We start from the raw sequence: 19,976 nt of genomic DNA on the forward strand, positions 1-19,976 counted from the left end.
GGTCGGTTGGGGCGGCGGTCACCCCCACAGGGCCGTAAATGCTTGGTCCCACGGGCTTTCCGGCCGCCACCGAGGGTCCGCCGTGATGTAAATGTTTCGTGGATTTCGCTATTGACAAACCAACCACGCGGTTTGTTAGTTTGAGATCCAACGACGTCCCCGGAGGTGGGGGCTCGCCGGGGCCTGTGCGGACCGCTCTCGCCGGAGGGTGTTGGCCAGGGGGGGGAAACGGCGGGTTTGCCGGGGTGTCGGGGGGAGCGGCAGCGCCGAAGCCGCGCGACGAGGCGGCGTGGAGCGAGTCCGGGGGGACTCGCTCCACGCCTCCCCCGGTCCCCGGGCCGTTCGACTACACCAGCGCGCTCCAGTACGGACAGCTGACGTACGGCAGCGGCGGCGCGCAGTGGTCGACGCTCCCGGACAGCACCGGGCCCCGCTCCGAGCGGGCCACTCCCGGCGAGGTCGCGGTCAGCCCGGCCTCGCCCAACTCGCCGAAGCGAAGAGCCAGTCGGTAGCCGTCCGGGGTGGTCGCGGCGACCCTCGGGCGCTCCCGGCCGGCGTCCAGCGAGGTGATCGTCCAGCCGCGTCGCCGCCAGTGCCGCTCCACCACGTCGACCAGCGCCGCCCGTCGGGGCAGCGAGACGACGGTGAGGAGGTCCCGGCCCCGGGTGACGTACCAGAGCAGCTCCGACTCGCGCCCCGGCAGCGACAGCCGGGCCCCCGCCCGCGCGGGCGCGCCCTGCCAGACCGGCACCGGACGGACGGCGTCCAGGGTGTCCTGGAGCAGCGTCTCGCAGCATTCGGCGGCGTCGAGTTGATCGACCGTCGCCGACCCCGACCCGGCCCCCGGTCGCCGACCCGGCGCGACCCGCGCACCCCCGGGGCCGCCGCCCGGGCATCCGACGTTCAGTTCGGTACCACCTGACTGCACAGGGCCCTCCGTACTCCTCCCGGTGTTCAACCCGGGCAGGCATTCCGTCACTGCTTGGACGGCGGGCGGGTACGGGCAGTTCCCCTCCCCGTTGCGTCCCGCACCGTTCCCCCACCTCAAATTGCACTGCACGGTGCAGTTGAATCACTGCTCTGCACTGTGTAGTTTACTTCTCGCGACGGCCGGGCCGGACCAGCCGACCGACCGCTCTCCGCCCGCCTTCTGACCCGCCATCGAGAGGACCCGCCATGCCCGTCATCACCGTCGGCACCGCCCGCATCCCCTACCGCGTCGTCGGAGACGGCCCCGACACCCTCGTCCTGGTGCACGGCACCGGCCCCGGCTCAGCCATGTGGGACGGCCTGCTGGACTCCTTCACCGACCGCTACACCCTGCTGCTGCCCGACCTCTCCGGCAGCGAGGCCGCCGAGGACGACGGCGCCCCGCTCACCCTGGCGGCCATGGCCGCCCAGGTCGCCGCCGTGATCGAGGACGCCGGGCGCGGCCCCGCCGACGTCCTCGGCTTCTCGCTCGGCGCCGTCGTCGCCACCGCGACCGCCGCCCTGCACCCCGAGCGGGTCCGCCGCCTGGTCGCCGCCGCCGGCTGGATCAGCGCGGAACAGGACGAGTACCTGCGGCTCTCCATGGCCACCTGGCTCTCGCTCGCCGACCACCCCGCCGCGTTCGGCGGCTACGCCACCCTCACCGCCTTCAGCGACGGCTTCCTCAACCGGATCGGGCGCGCCGCCGTCCAGGCCAACACCGCCTACATGCGGCCCACTTCGGGCACCCTGCGGCACATCGCCCTCAACCTCGACCTGGACCTCGGCCCACTGCTCCCCCGCGTCCAGGCCCCCACCCTGGTGATCGGCTGCACCCAGGACGCCACCGTCCCGGTGGAGAACGCCCGCCGGCTGCACGCCGCCCTGCCCGGCAGCGCCTACGCCGAGTTCGACACCGGCCACATCGTGCTCGCCGAGGAGACCGAGGCGTTCACCGGCGCCGTCCGGGACTTCCTCCTCACCGCCGCCCGAACCGCCGCCCGAACCGCCGCCTGAACCGCCGCCTGAACCGCCGCCTGAACGACGCGGGCTGCCTCCCGGAGCACACCGTTGCCCCGGAGGCAAGCCCCTCCGCAGAACGGCTGATTACCGCGCATGGTGATCGAAATCAAATTGACTGAACGTCAACTTCGAAGGTGAGACTGCCTTGTTCGCGACATTCGCAAGGAGACGACCATGCGCATACTCTTCACCGGCCCCACCGCGGCCGGTCACCTCTACCCGATGGTGCCCACCGCCCAGGCGCTGCGCGGCGCCGGGCACGAGGTGCTGTTCGCCGTCGGCCAGCCGGTCGACCTGATCCGGTCCGCGGGCTTCCCGGTCGTGGAGATCGGCGACGGCCGGACCCTGCGGGAGATCATCGAGGAACACCTCGGCGGCAAGGTCGAGTACGTCAACCGCGACCGGACCCAGGAGGAGATCTTCGACATGGCGGCCGCCATGTTCGCGCGCGCCTCCCGTCCGGACCTGGAGGGCCTGCTGGCCGCCGCCACCGGATGGGGCGCCGACCTGATCGTCCACGACTCCTTCCACTCCGCCGCCCCGGTGGTCGCCGGCCTGCTCAAGATCCCGTCGGTGGTGCAGAACTTCGGCGCCAGCCCCGGCCGCCCGATGGCCGAGCTGGTGGCCTCGCACGTGCCCGACCTGTACGAGGAGCACGGCCTGACCGGCCCGGACATCGCCGCGGTGCTCAACCTCGGCCCGCTCGGCGGCGACCCGGACGGCCTGTCGATGCGCTACGTCCCGTACAACGGCGGCGGCATCGTCCCGGCCGAGTTCCTGCGCAAGCCCGAGCGCCCGCGGGTGGTCGTCACCCTGGGCACCGTGCTCGCCGAGCTCGACGGCGTCCGCTCGGTGGTCCGCCTGGTCGAGGCGGCGGGCGAGGTCGACGCCGACTTCCTGCTCGCGGTCGGCGGCGCCGACCTCGCCCCGCTCGGCACCCTGCCCGCCAACGTCCGCGGCCTGCCCTGGGTCCCGCTCAACGAGCTGCTCAGCCGTGCCGACGCGCTGATCCACCACGGCGGCGCGGGCACCATGCTGACCGCCCTCCAGGCCGGTCTGCCCCAGCTGCTGCTGCCGCAGGGCGCGGACCACTTCGTCAACGCCGAGGCCATCACCGCCACCGGCGCCGCCCTGAGCTCCACCTCCGAGGCCGTCGACACCGCGCTGCTCGACCGCGTCGTCACCGACGCCGAGCTGCGCGACGCCGCCCGCCGCCTGCAGGCCGACAACACCGCCCTGCCCACCCCGACCGCCCTGGTCCCCGCCCTGGAGGGCCTCGCCGCCCGCCGCTGATCCCACCGTGCCTGACGGCACACCCGGAGAAGCGCGACAGCCGTGGGTCGACCGACCTGCGGCTGTCGGCCGTACCCGCCCGGTACCAGCCGGAGACGCCCCGGAACCAGATCGGTCTCGGCCACTTCGAACACACTGCCGACCCGGACGCAGCGCCCGTGAGGCCACGCCCGCCGGACCGGGCGCCGCGGTCGCCCCCCGGCCGCCAGCGCCCGGTCAGCCTGCCCGCAGCAGGGCGCGTAGCCCGGCGGTGTCGACGACCCGGGCCCGGGAGGGGAGGACCCGGTGCAGCAGGAGGTGGTGGACTTCCGGGTCGGGGTCGGCGACGCCGTCGGACAGGACGTACAGCCGGTAGTCGCGGTCGGCCGCGTCGACCACGGTGGACAGGACGGCGCCACCGGTGCTGAGCCCGGCGACGACCAGGGTGGTGATGCCGCGCTCGCGCAGCCGCCGGTCGAGGTCGGTGGTGGAGAGTTCGGTGGTGGACAGGGCGCCGTAGCGGGTCTTGCGCACGACGAGGTCGCCGGCCCGGGGCGCCAGCCGCTCGTGGACGGCGGCGGCGGGGTCCTCGTGATGCATGGCGCGGTGCCGGGCCAGCGGGGCGAAGGACCGGTTGGCGGCCGGGACGGCGTCCCAGTCGGCCTCGGTGAAGCCGACCCGCGCGTAGGCGATGGTGCCGCCCGCGGCGCGCACGTCGGCGACGGCTCCTGCCACCCGGTCGAGCAGGGCCTCGCGGTCCCCGTCCTCGGGCAGCGCGGCCAGGACCGCGGGTTGGCAGTCCAGGACGAGGAGCGCGGTGTGCGCGGGGTCGAATGCCGGGTCGAACGCCGGGTCGGTGCTCATGCGGGTGTCCTCCGTACTGGTGACGTGCCTGGTGGCGGGCCTGCCGGTGTGCCCGGTCCGGCCTCCGGTCGCGTCCGCTCCGCTCGGGGCAGCAGGAGCGGGGTGGCCAGGGCGAGCAGTCCGGCGACCGCGAGGGCGGTGCGCGGGCCGGTGGCGGCGGCGAGCAGCCCGCCGAGCGCGGTGCAGACGGCGATGGACGCCTGCTGCCCGATCGACCAGGCCGTCAGGGTGCGGGCGACGAGGTGCCCGGGCGTGTGTTCGAGCCGGTAGGTGGCGAGCACCGGGTTGAACAGGCTCATGTTGACGATGATCGCCAGCTCGACGGCCATCACGGTGACGAGGCCGACCACGCCGGGGCGGACGAAGACCAGGCCGATCAGCCAGACGGCGCGCAGGGTGCCGACCGTCCGGAGGACCCGGTCCCGGCCGTGGCGCTCCGCGACCCGCCGGGCCAGCCGGGAACCGATCAGTCCACCGAGGCAGGGGGCGGCGAAGGCGAGGCCGTACTGCCACGGGGCGAAGTGGAGTTGGCGCAGCAGCAGCACGGCGAGCACCGGCTCGGTGGCCATGATCAGACCGGCGACGAGCATGTTGTTGAGGTAGAGCGCCCGCAGGCCGGGATCGCCCGCGATGTGCCGCCAGCCGTCGAGCACCGCACCGGCCCGGAGCGGGCTCGCACCGGGCCGGGACGGGCTCCCGCCGGTCCGTCGCGGCGCCTCCTCCCGGCCGCGGATCGCGAGGATGCACAGCGCGGACAGCAGGTAGCTGAGCGCGTCGGCCACCACGGTGGTGACCGGCCCGAACCGGCCGACCGCCGCCCCGCCCAGCGGCGGCCCGATCGCGATGGAGCTCCAGTTCGTCGACTCGAAGCGCGCGTTGGCCACGAGCAGGTCCTCCGGCCGGACGAGCGCCTTGAGGTAGGCCCCGCCGGCCGCACCGAAGGCGATCTTCGCCGCGGTGACCACGGTCGAGACCGCGAGCAGTTGGACGAAGCCGAGCCGCCCGAAGGCGTAGGCGACCGGGACCGTCGCCATGGCCGCGAACCGGACCAGGTCCATCGCGATCATGACCGGACGCTTGCGCCGGAACTCCACCCACGGCGCGAGCGGCACGGCCACCAGCGCGCCCACCGCCGGCGCCACCGCGGACAGCGCGGCCACCTCCGCGGGACCGGCGTGCAGCACCAGCACGGCGATCAGCGGCAGCGCCCCGAACCCCAGCCCCGACCCGTACGCGCTCACCGCGTACGCCGCCCACAACCGGCCGAACCGCCGGCCCAGCCGTTTCCCGCCCGTCATGCCCGGTGCCCTCCTCCGCCGTCCCGGTCCTCGGCCGCACAAACCGAGGTTGACCGGTGCGAGCCAACCGGGCGGCGCGGCGGCGGGTCAAACAACCGATTTACCCGCTCCGCACAACCACTGGTTGTTCACTAAGGTGGCCGACGTGGACCTCGAAGCAGTGCGCACCTTCGCCGCCATCGCGGAGGCCGGCCAGTTCCAGAAGGCCGCCGTCGACCTGGCGATCACCCAGCAGGCCGTCTCCAAGCGCGTCGCCGCACTGGAGCGCGACCTCGGCGTGCGGCTGTTCACCCGCACCCCGCGCGGAGCCGAACTCACCATCGACGGGCAGGCGTTCCTCCCCCACGCCCGTGAGCTGCTGCGCGTCGCCGAGCGCGCGGTCGCGTCCGTCCGCGCCGGCCGCCGCCCGCTACGGGTCGACGTGATCGCCTCGCGCGGGGCGGCCTCGGGCCTGATGCGCGGCTTCCACCACGCCCACCCCGGGATCGACCTCGACGTGCTGATGCTGCTGGAGATCGAGACCGCCGTCGCCGCCCTCCGCTCCGGCACGATCGACGCGTCCTTCCGCGCCGTCGCCATGCCCGGCCGGCCCCTGCCCGAGGACATCGCGTCCGTCCGGGTCCTCGACGAGCCGCTCCAACTCCTCACCGGCCCGGCCCACGCGCTGGCGGGCGCCCGGTCGGTAACCGTCGCCGAGCTGGTCGGCCACCGGATCTGGATGCCCGGCATCCTCCCCGGCAGCGAATGGGGCGCCTACTACGACGACCTGGTCGCCGAGTTCGGCCTCACCATCGAGGCCACCGGCCCCAACTTCGGCTCCGACGCCCTCCTCGACACCATCGCCGACACCCCGGCCCTGGCCACCTTCATGAGCGAGCAGACCCGCCTCGTCTGGCCGGCCGGCCACGGCCTGCGCCGCATCCCGGTGACCGACCCGACGCCCGTCTACCCCCACTCACTCCTCTGGCACCGCGACAACCCCCACCCCGCCCTCCCCACCCTCCGCGCCCACCTCGCCACCGCCGCCCCCACCCCCACCACCCCCGAGACCTGGACCCCCACCTGGGTCCTCCCCCACTGACACCGGCCACCCTGGACGGCCCGGGACAACGCAAAAGCCGCAGGTCATATGACCTGCGGCTTTCGGTAGTGGAGCGGGCGACGAGAATCGAACTCGCGCTCTAAGCTTGGGAAGCTCATGTTCTACCATTAAACTACGCCCGCCTGATGAGCCGTCAGAGACCGCTCGATCCAGTGTCACTGTACCCCATCCGCGACGGTGGTTGCACAGGGGGTCGGCGGACGCGGCGGAGCGCCGTGGGGCGGGTGCGGGGGCGTACTGTTTGGGCCGCGTGCGAGTGCTCCGGTGGGTGGGGGCCGAGGCGGCGAGCCATGGTGAGGAATGTCCGGAACATCCCCTAATGTGACGCTGTCCCGGGGCTCGGCCGCCGGGGCGCGTGAGTACGGGTGAGTACTGGGTTAGGGATGGGAAGGGGATCGATGGAGCAGCGCGCCGTCGTTCGTTGTGCCGAGGGGCACCTGTTCAGCACCACCACGTTCCCGATGCAGAACCTCGGTCCGGGCCGGCTCGGGCCCGGGCGGTTGATCCGCTGTCCGCAGTGCGGACGGCTGCGGAGTTCGGTGCTGGCCGACGTGCGGGACCTGTCGGAGCCGCAACTGGCGCGGGCGATGCGGCTGGAGGCCGCGGAGTTCCTCGCCTGACGGCGGACGGACGCGGAGGTGGGCCCCGGACGGATTCGTCCGGGGCCCTTTCTTGCACGTAACCTCGAGGCGTGCTGCTCTCTGACAAGGACATCCGGACCGAAATCGACCTGGGCCGGGTCGTCATCGACCCGTTCGACCCGGCGATGATCCAGCCGTCGAGTATCGACGTGCGCCTCGACCGCTTCTTCCGCGTGTTCGAGAACCACAAGTACCCGCACATCGACCCCTCGGAGGAGCAGCCGGACCTGACCCGGTTGGTCGAGCCCGAGGGCGACGAGGCGTTCATCCTGCACCCCGGCGAGTTCGTGCTGGCCTCGACGTACGAGGTCATCACCCTGCCCGACGACGTCGCGTCCCGGCTGGAGGGCAAGTCGAGCCTGGGCCGGCTGGGCCTGCTCACCCACTCCACGGCCGGCTTCATCGACCCCGGCTTCAGCGGCCACGTGACGCTGGAGCTGTCGAACGTCGCGACGCTGCCGATCAAGCTGTACCCGGGGATGAAGATCGGGCAGCTGTGCCTGTTCCGGCTCTCCTCGCCCTCGGAGCACCCGTACGGCTCGGAGCGCTACGGCTCGCGCTACCAGGGCCAGCGCGGCCCGACGCCGTCCCGCTCGTTCCTGAACTTCCACCGCAGCCGGGTCTGAGACCGGAAGACCGGGAAACCCGGGAGACCGGAGACCGGAGCCCGGCGACCCGCGGAGCCGCACGCAGACGGGCGGCCACCCCTCATCGGAGGGGTGGCCGCCCGCGGCGTTCTCAGGCCCGCTTGGGGCTGGTGACGGCGACCAGCTCGGTGCCGTCCTCGGACAGCCGCAGCTCGGTGCGCAGCTCGGCCAGCTCGCCGAGGTGGTGCAGGTGGGTGCCGCCGCAGAAGATCTGCGCGCCGCCCTCGGGCAGCTCGCAGTGCCACTGCCGGCGGGCGGTGAGCTCGGGGCCGGGCACCTCGATGCGGACCGGGGCGTCGGCGGCGACCCAGGCGGCCAGCCGGGTGTTGACGGCCTCGGTGAGGGCCGGCAGGGCGTCGGCGAGGGCCGGGAACTCCTCGGTGGCGTCCACCGTGAAGCCCTTCTTCTTCAGCGACTTGCCGAGCCGGTAGGTGTCGGTGCTGGCCTCGGTGTCCATCACCGAGCTCGCCATCGCGAGGCTGTCGAAGTCCGGGTTGCCGAAGGCGTCCGAGCGGCCCGGGTCCTTGCGCCAGCGCGGGGCGAGCGCGGCGTTCAGGGCGAGCGCGAGCAGGTGGCAGCCGCTGTGCGAGGCGCTGAGGGCGCCCCGGCGCCGGGCGTCGACGGCGAGCGCGGCGGTGCGGCCGACGATGTCGCCGGGGTCGGTGTCGAGGACGTGCAGGACCAGCCAGGACCACTCCTCGTCGCCGCGCCGGACCGGGATGTCGGCGCCGACCGCCGGCTCCCCGCCCTCCGGGCCGACGGCGCCGGTCAGGCAGTCGACCACGGCCAGCTCGGTGCCGTCCACGGTCAGGGTGCCGAGGTCGGCCGGCTGGTCGGGCCAGGTGTGGTCGAGCGGGTGGAACGGGGTCGCCTCGGTGACGACGGCGTACCGGCCGTCGGCCAGCGGGTGCACCGCCAGCACCGGGGACTCGCCGGTCACCGCCCCGGCCGGGAAGCTGACGTGGGTGGTGGGGAGGGTCATGCCTGGCTCCGGTGAGGGTGGGACGACGAGGGTGGGGCGGGCTCGGCGCTCGGCCGCGGCCCGCCCCCATTCTGCCCTTCGCCCGTCGGAGCCCTCAGCCCAGCGTCGGCAGCTTGATCAGCACCAGCAGCGCGACCAGCTGTATCGCCGAGGCGCCCGCGGCCTTGCCCCAGGGCAGGTCGTGCAGCCGCCGGACCATGCTGGTCAGCAGGTACCCGCAGAGCAGCCAGGTGGCCCAGCCGACGACCTGGACGACGGCGCTGCCGGAGGGCAGCACCAGGTCGAGCAGCAGCCGGGGCGCGTCGGTGAGCCAGCCGATCAGCGCGGCCAGGCCGACGGTCGCCTTCCACGGGCCGTCGCCGCCCAGCTGGCGGGCCAGCGCGTAGGTGACCCCGCCGAAGAGCGCGCCCGCCACGGTGAAGCCGACGGCGGCGGCGAGGAGGCCGGTCAGCGCCACGGTGAAGGTCGAGTTGACGATGTCGTCGCGGGTCAGCCCGATGCCGAGCACCGCGAGCACGCCGTACAGCAGCGAGACGGTGAGGGCGGGCAGCCAGACCTGGTGGTCGCGGGTGCGGTCGAAGATCGCGGTCGGACTGCGGAACAGGCCGGTGAACAGCTCGCGCCAGCGCGGCCGGGGGCCCGTGGCGTGCGGGGCGGACTGGCCGCCGGCCCGGTAGACGGCGACGTTGTCCTGGCCGTACGGCTGCTGGTCGTAACCCCCGTCGGGGCCGTACCCCCCGTCGGGGCCGTAGCCCGCGTCCGGGCCGTAGCCCTGGTCCGGGCCGTACCCCTGCGCGGCGCCGTACGGCGGCTGCTGCCCGTGGCCGTCGTCGTAGTAGCCGTGCTGCTGGCCGGGGTGGCCCTGGTACGGCGGCTGCTGCGCGTACGGGCCGCCGGACGCGTACGGGTCGCCGGCCGGGAAGGCCCGGGTGTTGCCGGGCCGGTCGGCCGCGTAGGGGTCGTACCCGTGCCCCGCCGGGTGCCCGGGGCCGCCGGACGTGCCGCCGGGCCCGCCGGGCGGTGCCGTGTGCGGGGCCGTGAAGTACTCCGGCCCGTCCGTCCCCCCGGGCGACGCCGGCGGCGGAGGGGCCGACCACCCGCCGTGCGGGCGGTCCGCGCCCTGACCGTTGTCGTATCGATTACCAGCCACGGTCCGAAGGTACCCGCCCGGCCCGGCCCGCGTCGGCCCCGGACGGAGCCGGGGCCGGTTTGCAGCGAGGCTGAGACGAACGGGGCCGAAAACCCCCCGGACCGGGCCCCGAAGACCCGCGAAGCCGCGAGCCCGGGACCCCGGGGGCGCTACCGCTGGACGCCGACCGACGGCCCGTGCACCGCCGCGGCCGCGCTGGTGCCGGCCGGGCAGCCGCCCGGGCCGGCCGAGGTGCGGACGGCGCCGACCGGCAGCAGGGTGCCGCAGGCGATCCGGATGCCGGTCGGCAGCTCGTTGTCCGACTCCACGATCGCGCCGTCGCCGATCACCGCGCCGTCCAGCGCCGAGCGGTCGCCGACGGTGGCGAAGGCGCCCACGATCGAGTCCTTGACCAGGGTGTCCGGGCCGATCACGGCGCCCGGCAGGATCACGCTGCCCTCGACGATCGCGCCGGCCTCGACCACCGCGTCCTCGGCGACCACGGTGCCGCCGCTGAGCACCGCGCCCGGGTGGACGGTGGCGCCGGGCAGCAGCAGGGCGTCGCCGGTCGGGCCGGGGACGGCCGGGGAGTCGACCTTGCCGAGCACCAGGTCGGCCGAGCCGCGGACGAACGCCGCCGGGGTGCCCAGGTCCAGCCAGTACGAGGTGTCGACCACGCCGCGCAGCAGCGCGCCGGTGGCGAGCAGCTCGGGGAAGGTCTCGCGCTCGACGGACACCTCGCGGCCGACCGGGATGCGGTCGATCACGGACCGGGTGAAGACGTAGCAGCCGGCGTTGATCTGGTCGGTGACGATCTGCTCCGGGGTCTCCGGCTTCTCCAGGAACTCCAGCACCCGCCCGTCCTCGTCGGTGGGGACGAGGCCGAAGGCCCGCGGGTCCTCGACCCGGGTCAGGTGCAGGGTGACGTCGGCCCCGGCGGCCACGTGGCCGTCGCGCAGGGCGGCGATGTCGACGCCGGAGAGGATGTCGCCGTTGAAGACCAGGACCGGCTCGTCCGGGCCGCAGGTCAGGCCGGAGGCGGCGTTGCGGATGGCTCCGCCGGTGCCCAGCGGCTCGCGCTCGGTCAGGTAGACCAGCTCGATGCCGTACGGGGTGCCGTCCTGGAAGTGGTCCTCGAACACCTCGGCCAGGTAGGAGGTGGCCAGCACGACGCGGGTGACGCCGGCGGCTGCCGCGCGGGCCAGCTGGTGCGCGATGAACGGGACGCCTGCCACCGGCAGCATCGGCTTGGGGGTGTGGGTGGTCAGCGGACGCAGTCGCGTGCCCTTACCACCGACCAGCATGATCGCCTCGGTCATGGTCTGCGCTGTTCCCCTTGTGGTCTCTGCGGCACCGGCCCGGCGGGCCGACACCTCGTCGTCGGTCTGGACCCGGCCGTCCGGCCGGCGCGGGTCGCCACCCGTCCGGGGCTTCCGTCCGGAACGGGTGAACCGGCGCGAAGCCGGTCCGGGCCTACTGTATTTGCTTCCGACCGAATGCCCGTCCGGCGCCTGTGCGATTGCCGTCACTCCCCGTACGCCCGCCGTACCGGCACAGGCCGTCCGGGCCGTCCAAAAGCCCGGCCCGGCGGGCGCGTTCGCGGCGTCCACCGGGCCGGGCAGTTGTAGCAGAACTGTCGAACAGCGGGCTCTGCGGGGGCCGTTACGCGTCCACCGTCGCGGGCTGCTCCTCGTTGTCGGCCGGCGGGACGGCCTTCACCGAGTCGAGCAGCAGCTGGGCCACGTCGACCACCTTCAGGTGCTCCTTGGCCGCGCCCTCGTTCTTCTTGCCGTTGACCGAGTCGGAGAGCATCACCAGGCAGAACGGGCAGGCGGTGGAGACGATGTCCGGGTTGAGCGACAGCGCCTCGTCCACGCGCTCGGTGTTGATCCGCTTGCCGATGCGCTCCTCCATCCACATCCGCGCGCCGCCGGCGCCGCAGCAGAAGCCGCGCTCCTTGTGGCGGTGCATCTCCTGCTGGCGCAGACCGGGGACCTTGTCCATGATCTCGCGCGGCGGGCTGTAGACCTTGTTGTGGCGGCCCAGGTAGCAGGGGTCGTGGTAGGTGATCAGGCCCTCGACCGGGTTGACCGGGATCAGCTTGCCCTCGTCGATGAGGTGCTGGAGCAGCTGGGTGTGGTGGATGACCTCGAAGTGGCCGCCCAGCTGCGGGTACTCGTTGGCGATGGTGTTGAAGCAGTGCGGGCAGGTGGCCACGATCCGCTTGACCGGGGCGTCCTCCAGGGCCGCGTTCAGCGTCTCCACGTTCTGTGCGCCGAGCATCTGGAACAGGAACTCGTTGCCCAGGCGGCGGGCGGAGTCACCGGTGCAGGACTCCTCCTTGCCGAGGATCGCGAACTTCACGCCCGCGGTGTGCAGCAGCTCGGCGAAGGCCTTGGTGGTCTTCTTGGCGCGGTCCTCCAGGGCGCCGGCGCAGCCGACCCAGTAGAGGTACTCGACCTCGGCGGGGTCGATGTCCTCGCCGATCACCGGTACCTCGATGCCGGTCTCCTTCTTGAGCTCCTTGACCCAGTCCAGGCGGGCCTTGGTGGCCATGCCCCACGGGTTGCCCTTGTTCTCCAGGTTCTTGAGCATCGTCCCGGCCTCGGTCGGGAACGAGGACTCGATCATCACCTGGTAGCGGCGCATGTCGACGATGTGGTCGATGTGCTCGATGTCCACCGGGCACTGCTCGACGCAGGCACCGCAGGTGGTGCAGGACCACAGCACGTCCGGGTCGATGACGCCGTTCTCCTCGGCGGTGCCGATCAGCGGGCGCTCGGCCTCGGCCAGGGCGGCCGCCGGGACGTCCTTCAGCTGCTCGGCGGTGGCCTTCTCCTCACCCTCCATGTCCTTGCCGCCGCCGGCCAGCAGGTACGGCGCCTTGCCGTAGGCGTGCTCGCGCAGGCTCATGATCAGCAGCTTCGGCGAGAGCGGCTTGCCGGTGTTCCAGGCGGGGCACTGCGACTGGCAGCGGCCGCACTCGGTGCAGGTGGAGAAGTCGAGGATGCCCTTCCAGGAGAAGTGCTCGACCTGGGAGACGCCGAACACGGCGTCCTCGGCCGGGTCCTCGAAGTCGATCGGCTGACCGTTGCTGGTCATCGGACGGAGGGCGCCGAGCGCGGTGCCGCCGTCCTCCTCGCGCTTGAAGTAGATGTTGAAGAAGCCGAGGAAGCGGTGCCAGGCCACGCCCATCGAGGGGTTGAGGCCGATGGTGGTCGCCCACGCGAACGAGATGCAGATCTTCAGCATCGCGAACAGGTAGATCAGGTTCTCCAGCGTGCCGTGCGACAGGCCGCTCAGCGCGGAGACCAGCGGGTACGAGACCAGGTGCTCCGGGCCGTACGAGTCGACGCCGTTGAGGGCGCCCTCCAGCGCGCGCAGCATCAGGATGCAGAGGCCGATGCCGAGGATCGTGTACTCGACGTAGAAGGCCTGCCAGGCGATCGAGCCGGCGAACCGGGACTTGCGGCCGGACCTGGACGGCAGGCTCATCAGCCGGATCACGATCAGGACCAGGATGCCCAGCGTGGTCAGGGTGCCGATCAGCTCGACGAAGAGCTGCCAGATCATCCAGTGGCCGATGACCGGCAGCGCGAAGTCCGCGTCGAAGAGCTGGCCGAAGGCGTTGACGATGGTCAGCACCAGGCTGAAGAAGCCGACCGCGACGAACCAGTGGGCGATGCCGACGATCCCCCAGCGGTTCATCCTGGTGTGGCCGACGAACTCGGTCGCGAGGGTCTTCGCCCGCTGGGCGGGCTGCCCGAAGCGGGTGGAGTCCGGCGCACCGGTGCGGACCACCTTGAAGATGTACAGCGCCGCACGGGCGGCGAGCGCGGTGCCGATCACGAACGTGACCAGCGAGATGACGATCGCTGCTAGCTGCATCGGCTCTCCGTCTCCTGCGGCTTTGCGGTTGGGCAGGCTCTGCGGTTCTACGGTCTTCGGACTGATTGTACTGGTCGGTAACTTGCCGGGCCGACGGCCCGGACATTACCGGTGGGCAACAGTTCTCCAGAAGATTCCCAAGCTATGGCGGCAGTCACGTGGGCGCACCCCGCCACGGCGTGGCGGGGTGCGGGGGCGCTCCGGTCGCGCGATCAGCTCAGCAAAGTTGAGCGACCGACACTCATACCTGTTGACGCCGTCCCCCGGGTCGTGCATCCTTGAGCCTGTAAAGCTCAACTCTTCCGTGGAGGTATTTACGATGGCACGCGCGGTCGGCATCGACCTCGGTACGACGAACTCGGTCGTCAGCGTTCTGGAGGGTGGCGAGCCCACCGTCATCACGAACGCCGAGGGCGCTCGGACCACGCCGTCCGTCGTCGCCTTCGCCAAGAACGGCGAGGTCCTGGTCGGCGAGGTGGCCAAGCGCCAGGCGGTCACCAACGTGGACCGCACCATCCGCTCGGTCAAGCGCCACATGGGCACCGGGTGGAAGATCAACATCGACGGCAAGGACTTCAACCCCCAGCAGATCTCGGCCTTCGTGCTGCAGAAGCTGAAGCGGGACGCCGAGGCGTACCTGGGCGAGACCGTCACCGACGCCGTCATCACCGTCCCGGCGTACTTCAACGACTCCGAGCGCCAGGCCACCAAGGAGGCCGGTGAGATCGCGGGCCTCAACGTCCTGCGCATCGTCAACGAGCCGACCGCGGCCGCCCTCGCGTACGGCCTGGACAAGGACGACCAGACCATCCTGGTCTTCGACCTCGGCGGCGGCACCTTCGACGTCTCCCTGCTGGAGATCGGCGACGGGGTCGTCGAGGTGAAGGCCACCAACGGTGACAACCACCTCGGTGGTGACGACTGGGACCAGCGCGTCGTCGACCACCTGGTCAAGGTCTTCCAGGCCGGCCACGGCGTGGACCTGTCCAAGGACAAGATGGCCCTGCAGCGTCTGCGCGAGGCCGCCGAGAAGGCCAAGATCGAGCTGTCCTCGTCCTCCGAGACCTCGATCAACCTGCCGTACATCACGGCCTCCGCCGAGGGCCCGCTGCACCTGGACGAGAAGCTCACCCGGGCCCAGTTCCAGCAGCTGACCGCGGACCTGCTGGAGCGCTGCAAGGTCCCGTTCCACAACGTGATCAAGGACGCCGGCATCTCGCTCTCCGAGATCGACCACGTCGTCCTGGTCGGTGGCTCGACCCGCATGCCGGCCGTCGCCGAGCTCGTCAAGGAGCTGACCGGCGGCCAGGACGCCAACAAGGGCGTCAACCCGGACGAGGTCGTCGCCATCGGCGCCGCGCTCCAGGCCGGTGTCCTCAAGGGCGAGGTCAAGGACGTCCTGCTGCTCGACGTCACCCCGCTGTCCCTCGGCATCGAGACCAAGGGCGGCATCATGACCAAGCTGATCGAGCGCAACACCACGATCCCGACCAAGCGCTCCGAGATCTTCACCACGGCCGAGGACAACCAGCCGTCCGTGCAGATCCAGGTCTACCAGGGCGAGCGCGAGATCGCCGCGTACAACAAGAAGCTCGGCATGTTCGAGCTGACCGGCCTGCCGCCGGCGCCGCGCGGCCTGCCGCAGATCGAGGTCACCTTCGACATCGACGCCAACGGCATCATGCACGTCGGTGCCAAGGACCTCGGCACCGGCAAGGAGCAGAAGATGACCGTCACCGGCGGCTCCTCGCTGCCGAAGGACGAGGTCGACCGCATGCGCCGCGAGGCCGAGCAGTACGCCGAGGACGACCACAAGCGCCGCGAGGCCGTGGAGACGCGCAACTCCGCCGAGCAGCTCGTCTACTCGACCGAGAAGTTCATCGCCGACAACGCCGACAAGCTGCCGGGCGACGTCAAGACCGAGGTCGAGACCGCCATCGGCGAGCTCAAGGAGGCCTTGAAGGGCGAGGACATCGCGAAGATCCGCGAGGCCTCGGAGAAGGTCTCCACCACCGCGCAGAAGCTCGGCCAGGCGCTGTACGCCAACGCCGACGCCCCGGCCGGTGCCGCCGCCGGTGACTCCGCCCAGGCCAAGGACGACGACGTCGTCGACGCCGAGATCGTGGACGACGAGAAGCCCAAGGGCGGTGCGGCATGACGGACAAGCCGCAGGGCGGCAAGCCCGGCGACGACTCCGCCGCCGATGAGGCCGTGATCAAGGCTGCCGAGGAGGCCGCCGCGGCCGGCGCCGGGGAGTCCGGTTCGGACGACCTCGCCGCCGCCAAGCGGGAGCTCACCGAGCGCACCGGCGACCTCCAGCGCCTCCAGGCCGAGTACCAGAACTACCGCAAGCGGGTCGAGCGCGACCGGCTGACCGTCCGCGAGATCGCCGTCTCCAACATCCTGGAGTCGCTGATCCCGGTCCTGGACGACATCGGCCGCGCCCGCGAGCACGGCGAGGTCACGGGCGGCTTCAAGTCCGTCGCCGAGTCGCTGGAGACGGTCGTCGCCAAGCTGGGCCTCCAGCAGTTCGGCAAGGAGGGCGAGCCCTTCGACCCGACCATGCACGAGGCGCTGATGCACAGCTACTCCTCGGACGTCACCGAGGACACCTGTGTGCAGGTCCTCCAGCCCGGCTACCGCATCGGCGAGCGGATCATCCGCCCGGCGATGGTGGCCGTCGCGGAGCCCCAGCCCGGCAGCCAGGCGTCCCCGGGCACCGAGGCGAAGCCCGCCGACACGGACAAGTCCGACGGTGACTCGGACAGCTGACAACCTGTGACAGCTGACAACCAGTGCGCTGCGGAGTCGTACGCCGGCCAGTACGGCGGCCGGCTCCGCAGCGCGCTGTCAACCGCCGTCTCTTCACCGGCGGTTGACAGCGCAGTGACGATGGACATCGGGAGGTGGCGGAAGCCGTGAGCGAGCGCAGCGGGCGAACCATCGGGGGGCGCGTGTACCGCTCAGCGGCTGCCGAGCGCAGCGAGGTGGACGCATGAGCGGCAAGGACTACGTGGAGAAGGACTACTACAAGGTCCTCGGCGTGCCCAAGGACGCCACCGCCACCGAGATCAAGAAGACCTACCGGAAGCTCGCGCGCGAGTTCCACCCCGACGCCAACAAGGGCGACGCCAAGGCCGAGGAGCGGTTCAAGGACATCTCCGAGGCGTACGACGTCCTCTCCGACGAGAAGCGCCGCAAGGAGTACGACGAGGCCCGCAGCCTCTTCGCCAACGGCGGCTTCCGGGCCGGCGGCCCCGGTGGCGCCGGCAGCTACAGCTTCGACTTCGGCGACCTCTTCAGCGGCAGCCAGGGCGGCGCCCAGGGCGGCGGCGGCCTCGGTGACGTCTTCGGCGGCCTGTTCAACCGCGGCGGCACCCGGCAGGCCCAGCCCCGGCGCGGCGCCGACGTCGAGACCGAGGTGACGCTCTCCTTCGAGGAGGCGGTGGACGGCGCGACCGTCCCGCTGCGGATGACCAGCCAGGCCCCCTGCCGCGGCTGCAACGGCACCGGTGCCAAGTCCGGCACCACCCCGCGGGTCTGTCCGACCTGCGTCGGCGCCGGCACCGTCAGCCGTGGCCAGGGTGCCTTCGCGCTCTCCGAGCCGTGCAAGGACTGCCGCGGCCGGGGCATGATCGTCGACGACCCGTGCCCCGACTGCCACGGCAGCGGCCGCGCCAGCTCGGCCCGCACCATGCAGGTCCGGATCCCGGCCGGCGTCCAGGCCGACCAGCGCATCCGGCTCAAGGGCAAGGGTGCCCAGGGCGAGCGCGGCGGCCAGCCCGGCGACCTCTACGTCACCGTGCACGTCGACCCGCACCCGGTCTTCGGGCGCAAGGGCGACAACCTGACCGTCACCGTCCCGGTGGCCTTCCCCGAGGCGGCGCTCGGCGCCACCATCGAGGTGCCCACCCTGAACGGCCCGGCCGTGAAGCTCAAGCTGCCCCCGGGCAGCGCCAACGGCCTCACCATGCGCGCCCGCGGCAAGGGCGCGACCCGCAAGGACGGCACCCGCGGCGACCTCCTCGTCACCGTCGAGGTCGTGGTGCCCCAGCACGTCACCGGTGACGCGCTGAGCGCCCTGGAGCAGTACCGCGAGGCCACCGCCTCCGACGATCCGCGCGCCGCCCTGTTCCGGGCGGCGAAGGGAGCGTGACGACCAGATGTCCCCGATGAACCCGATCGACCCCGACACCCCGATCGGCCCGGGCCTCGGCGAGGGCCTGCCCGGCGCCGGCCCCCGCCGCGCCCGCCGGGCCGCCGCGGGCCCGCCGCCGTACGTCCTCACCGAGGACACCCCGGTGTACGTCATCTCCGTGGCCGCCGAACTGTCCGGCCTGCACCCGCAGACCCTGCGCCAGTACGACCGCCTCGGCCTGGTCTGCCCCGACCGCACCGCCGGCCGCGGCCGCCGCTACTCCGCGCGCGACATCCAGCAGCTGCGCGAGGTCCAGCGGCTCTCCCAGGACGAGGGCATCAACCTCGCGGGCATCAAGCGGATCATCGAGCTGGAGAACCAGGTCACCGCCCTCCAGTCCCGCGTCGCGGAACTGGTCGACTCCCTGGAGGGCGCCGCCGCCGCGCTCCAGCAGCGCGAGGCCGCCGTCCACGCCTCCTACCGCCGCGACCTCGTCCCGTACCAGCCCCCCACCCCGCAGTCCAGCGCCCTCGTCGTCTGGCGCCCCAGGCGCTGACCGTCGTACGCACCGAGCCGCCGGCCCCTCCTCCCGGGGGGTGCCGGCGGCTGCCGTGTGGTGAGAGAGTGCTCTGCCGGGCCGGCGCGGTCGATCTGCGGGCGGCAGGGCACCCGGTTCGCGCCGCCTAGGATTCTTGCCACAGAAGACGACAGTCGCGTTGACTACTTCCCGGTCAACACTAGGAGCCGAGATGAGTGGGCGAGAGCACGCGGGGGCTGCATCATCCAGCGGATCGCGCGTCCTGTCCGAGGGCGCCCGAAAGCTCTACCTGCAGGCCGTGAACGAGAACGGTCGTCTCACCAAGAGCGCGTGCCCGGCCGCCGGCTCCCCCGCCCTCGACGAATTGTTGAAGCTGGGACTTCTCATACCCGACAGCGACGAACCGGGCGAACTGCTCGCCGTGGATCCGACGCAGCTCGCCCATAGTCTGAGTTCGACCTGGCAGCGCCAGGCCCTTGATCTGCTGTCAAAAGCAGTGACGCTTCCCGGCGATCTCAGCGAACTCGCCGAGGCATTTCACGCCCCGGACACCACGGGCGGCGCCATCGAATACATCCACGGGAAAGCGCGAATTAATCAGAGACTTCAGCAGTCGGCCGCCGCGGGAGTCATGGAGGGGCTGGCCATGCAGCCCGGCGGTCCCCGGCCGGCGGAAATGCTCACGTCATTCCTGGCGCGCGACCTGGAGATTCTCCAGCACGGCGCGTCCATGCGGACGATCTACAACGCGAGCACCCGCTACCACCAGCCGACCCGGGACTACGTCGCGAAGCTGACCGAGGCGGGGTGGCAGTTCCGCACCCTGGACGAGCCGTACGCCCGGCTGATCATCGTGGACCGCAAGCTGGCCGTGATCCCGGTGGTGGACGACGACCTGGCCGCGTTCATCCACGACCCGGCCATCGTCAACTTCCTCATCGAGGAGGTGTTCGAACGCAGCTGGAACCGGGCCCTCGAATTCGACGGGGACCGGTCCGTCCCGCAACAGGTGGTGTCCAGACTGCGCCAGACGATAATCGACCTGATGCTCGCCGGAACGAACCACCGGGTCATCGCGCGTCGGCTCGGAATCAGCGAGCGGACGCTCGCCCGCCACATCGCGGAGCTACGGGAGGAGTACCACGTCGACTCCCTGTTCCAGCTGGGCTACGCGCTCGGCCGGTCGTCGAGACCGGACCTGGGCTGAGGGCAGCGGTCGAAAGCCCGCCCCGCCCGGCGCGGCAGGCTCACCCCGGCTGTCCGCCTTGTCCCGATCGAGTCGATCGGCGGGAATCAACCCCAGTGGAGGTCGTCCGCGACAGCCTCCACCGCACGGGTGGTACCAGCGGACTGCCCGCTGTCGGAGGAGACGGAGACTCCGGTCAACACCGCTATGCCGATGAGGATCGGAAGCGCAGCCTTGCAGACGAGTCGACGCACAGACACGGACCCACCCTCCCACTCTCTAACACTGTGGACTGAATC

General features: G+C 72.0%; 16 protein-coding genes, 1 tRNA gene and 1 pseudogene. 10 read left to right on the top strand and 8 right to left on the bottom strand.

The window, feature by feature from the left end; genetic code table 11:
• Positions 1-346 precede the first annotated feature (346 nt).
• Entirely contained in the window at positions 347-928 is a 582-nt protein-coding gene (locus ACZ7RU_RS16570) for a hypothetical protein (protein WP_470341657.1), read from the bottom strand.
• 248 nt (positions 929-1,176) lie between these two features.
• On the opposite strand from ACZ7RU_RS16570, the gene ACZ7RU_RS16575 reads away from it, so the two are divergent.
• Together ACZ7RU_RS16575 and ACZ7RU_RS16580 are read left to right on the top strand one after the other, a co-directional pair.
• Positions 1,177-1,986, top strand: a complete 810-nt coding sequence (locus tag ACZ7RU_RS16575; protein ID WP_470341658.1) for an alpha/beta fold hydrolase — start codon at positions 1,177-1,179, stop codon at positions 1,984-1,986.
• 180 nt (positions 1,987-2,166) lie between these two features.
• Positions 2,167-3,285: a nucleotide disphospho-sugar-binding domain-containing protein gene (locus ACZ7RU_RS16580; protein WP_470341659.1), complete on the top strand. Its 1,119-nt coding sequence runs from the start codon at positions 2,167-2,169 to the stop codon at positions 3,283-3,285.
• A gap of 216 nt (positions 3,286-3,501) precedes the next feature.
• On the opposite strand, the gene ACZ7RU_RS16585 is transcribed toward ACZ7RU_RS16580, so the two are convergent.
• Both ACZ7RU_RS16585 and ACZ7RU_RS16590 read right to left on the bottom strand, forming a co-directional pair.
• Positions 3,502-4,128, bottom strand: coding sequence for a cysteine hydrolase family protein (locus tag ACZ7RU_RS16585; RefSeq protein ID WP_470341660.1), 627 nt, complete (start codon positions 4,126-4,128; stop codon positions 3,502-3,504).
• Entirely contained in the window at positions 4,125-5,426 is a 1,302-nt protein-coding gene (locus tag ACZ7RU_RS16590) for an MFS transporter (protein ID WP_470341661.1), read from the bottom strand. The genes ACZ7RU_RS16585 and ACZ7RU_RS16590 overlap by 4 nt, the downstream gene beginning before the upstream one ends.
• 145 nt (positions 5,427-5,571) lie before the next feature.
• Between ACZ7RU_RS16590 and ACZ7RU_RS16595 the strand changes: the two genes are divergently transcribed.
• Positions 5,572-6,507, top strand: coding sequence for a LysR family transcriptional regulator (locus ACZ7RU_RS16595; protein ID WP_470341662.1), 936 nt, complete (start codon positions 5,572-5,574; stop codon positions 6,505-6,507).
• 69 nt (positions 6,508-6,576) lie between these two features.
• Here the strand turns inward: ACZ7RU_RS16595 and ACZ7RU_RS16600 are convergent.
• A tRNA-Gly gene (locus tag ACZ7RU_RS16600) sits at positions 6,577-6,650 on the bottom strand.
• A gap of 276 nt (positions 6,651-6,926) precedes the next feature.
• Between ACZ7RU_RS16600 and ACZ7RU_RS16605 the strand changes: the two genes are divergently transcribed.
• Together ACZ7RU_RS16605 and dcd are read left to right on the top strand one after the other, a co-directional pair.
• Entirely contained in the window at positions 6,927-7,148 is a 222-nt protein-coding gene (locus ACZ7RU_RS16605; RefSeq protein WP_470341663.1) for a hypothetical protein, read from the top strand.
• A 71-nt stretch (positions 7,149-7,219) separates the two neighbouring features.
• Complete coding sequence (dcd, locus tag ACZ7RU_RS16610) at positions 7,220-7,795, top strand: dCTP deaminase (protein WP_470341664.1); 576 nt, start codon at positions 7,220-7,222, stop codon at positions 7,793-7,795.
• A 112-nt stretch (positions 7,796-7,907) separates the two neighbouring features.
• Here dcd and ACZ7RU_RS16615 read toward each other — a convergent pair whose 3' ends face one another.
• From ACZ7RU_RS16615 to ACZ7RU_RS16630, 4 genes and pseudogenes are all read right to left on the bottom strand, one after another.
• On the bottom strand, positions 7,908-8,798 hold the full coding sequence (locus ACZ7RU_RS16615; protein ID WP_470341665.1) for an alanyl-tRNA editing protein: 891 nt from the start codon (positions 8,796-8,798) through the stop codon (positions 7,908-7,910).
• Between the two features lie 94 nt (positions 8,799-8,892).
• Positions 8,893-9,948 carry a Yip1 family protein gene (locus ACZ7RU_RS16620; protein ID WP_470341666.1) on the bottom strand — a complete coding sequence of 352 codons (1,056 nt, stop codon included), beginning with the start codon at positions 9,946-9,948 and terminating at the stop codon, positions 8,893-8,895.
• Positions 9,949-10,172: 224 nt separating this feature from the next.
• Positions 10,173-11,246, bottom strand: a pseudogene (gene manB, locus ACZ7RU_RS16625) (mannose-1-phosphate guanylyltransferase); the annotation flags it as partial.
• A 343-nt stretch (positions 11,247-11,589) separates the two neighbouring features.
• Positions 11,590-13,815, bottom strand: a complete 2,226-nt coding sequence (locus tag ACZ7RU_RS16630; RefSeq protein ID WP_470341667.1) for a (Fe-S)-binding protein — start codon at positions 13,813-13,815, stop codon at positions 11,590-11,592.
• 319 nt (positions 13,816-14,134) lie between these two features.
• Between ACZ7RU_RS16630 and dnaK the strand changes: the two genes are divergently transcribed.
• The 5 genes from dnaK (at position 14,135) to ACZ7RU_RS16655 (ending at position 19,698) form a co-directional block, all read left to right on the top strand.
• Entirely contained in the window at positions 14,135-15,973 is a 1,839-nt protein-coding gene (gene dnaK / locus ACZ7RU_RS16635) for a molecular chaperone DnaK (RefSeq protein ID WP_470341668.1), read from the top strand.
• Positions 15,970-16,587, top strand: coding sequence for a nucleotide exchange factor GrpE (gene grpE, locus ACZ7RU_RS16640; RefSeq protein WP_470341669.1), 618 nt, complete (start codon positions 15,970-15,972; stop codon positions 16,585-16,587). Before dnaK ends, grpE begins: the two co-directional genes overlap by 4 nt.
• A 223-nt stretch (positions 16,588-16,810) precedes the next feature.
• Positions 16,811-17,971 carry a molecular chaperone DnaJ gene (gene dnaJ / locus ACZ7RU_RS16645; RefSeq protein WP_470341670.1) on the top strand — a complete coding sequence of 387 codons (1,161 nt, stop codon included), beginning with the start codon at positions 16,811-16,813 and terminating at the stop codon, positions 17,969-17,971.
• A gap of 7 nt (positions 17,972-17,978) precedes the next feature.
• On the top strand, positions 17,979-18,509 hold the full coding sequence (locus ACZ7RU_RS16650) for a heat shock protein transcriptional repressor HspR (protein WP_470341671.1): 531 nt from the start codon (positions 17,979-17,981) through the stop codon (positions 18,507-18,509).
• Between the two features lie 193 nt (positions 18,510-18,702).
• Positions 18,703-19,698: a hypothetical protein gene (locus ACZ7RU_RS16655; protein WP_470341672.1), complete on the top strand. Its 996-nt coding sequence runs from the start codon at positions 18,703-18,705 to the stop codon at positions 19,696-19,698.
• The last annotated feature ends 278 nt before the right edge of the window (positions 19,699-19,976 follow it).

The organism is Kitasatospora sp. NPDC114501 (genome assembly GCF_055633695.1).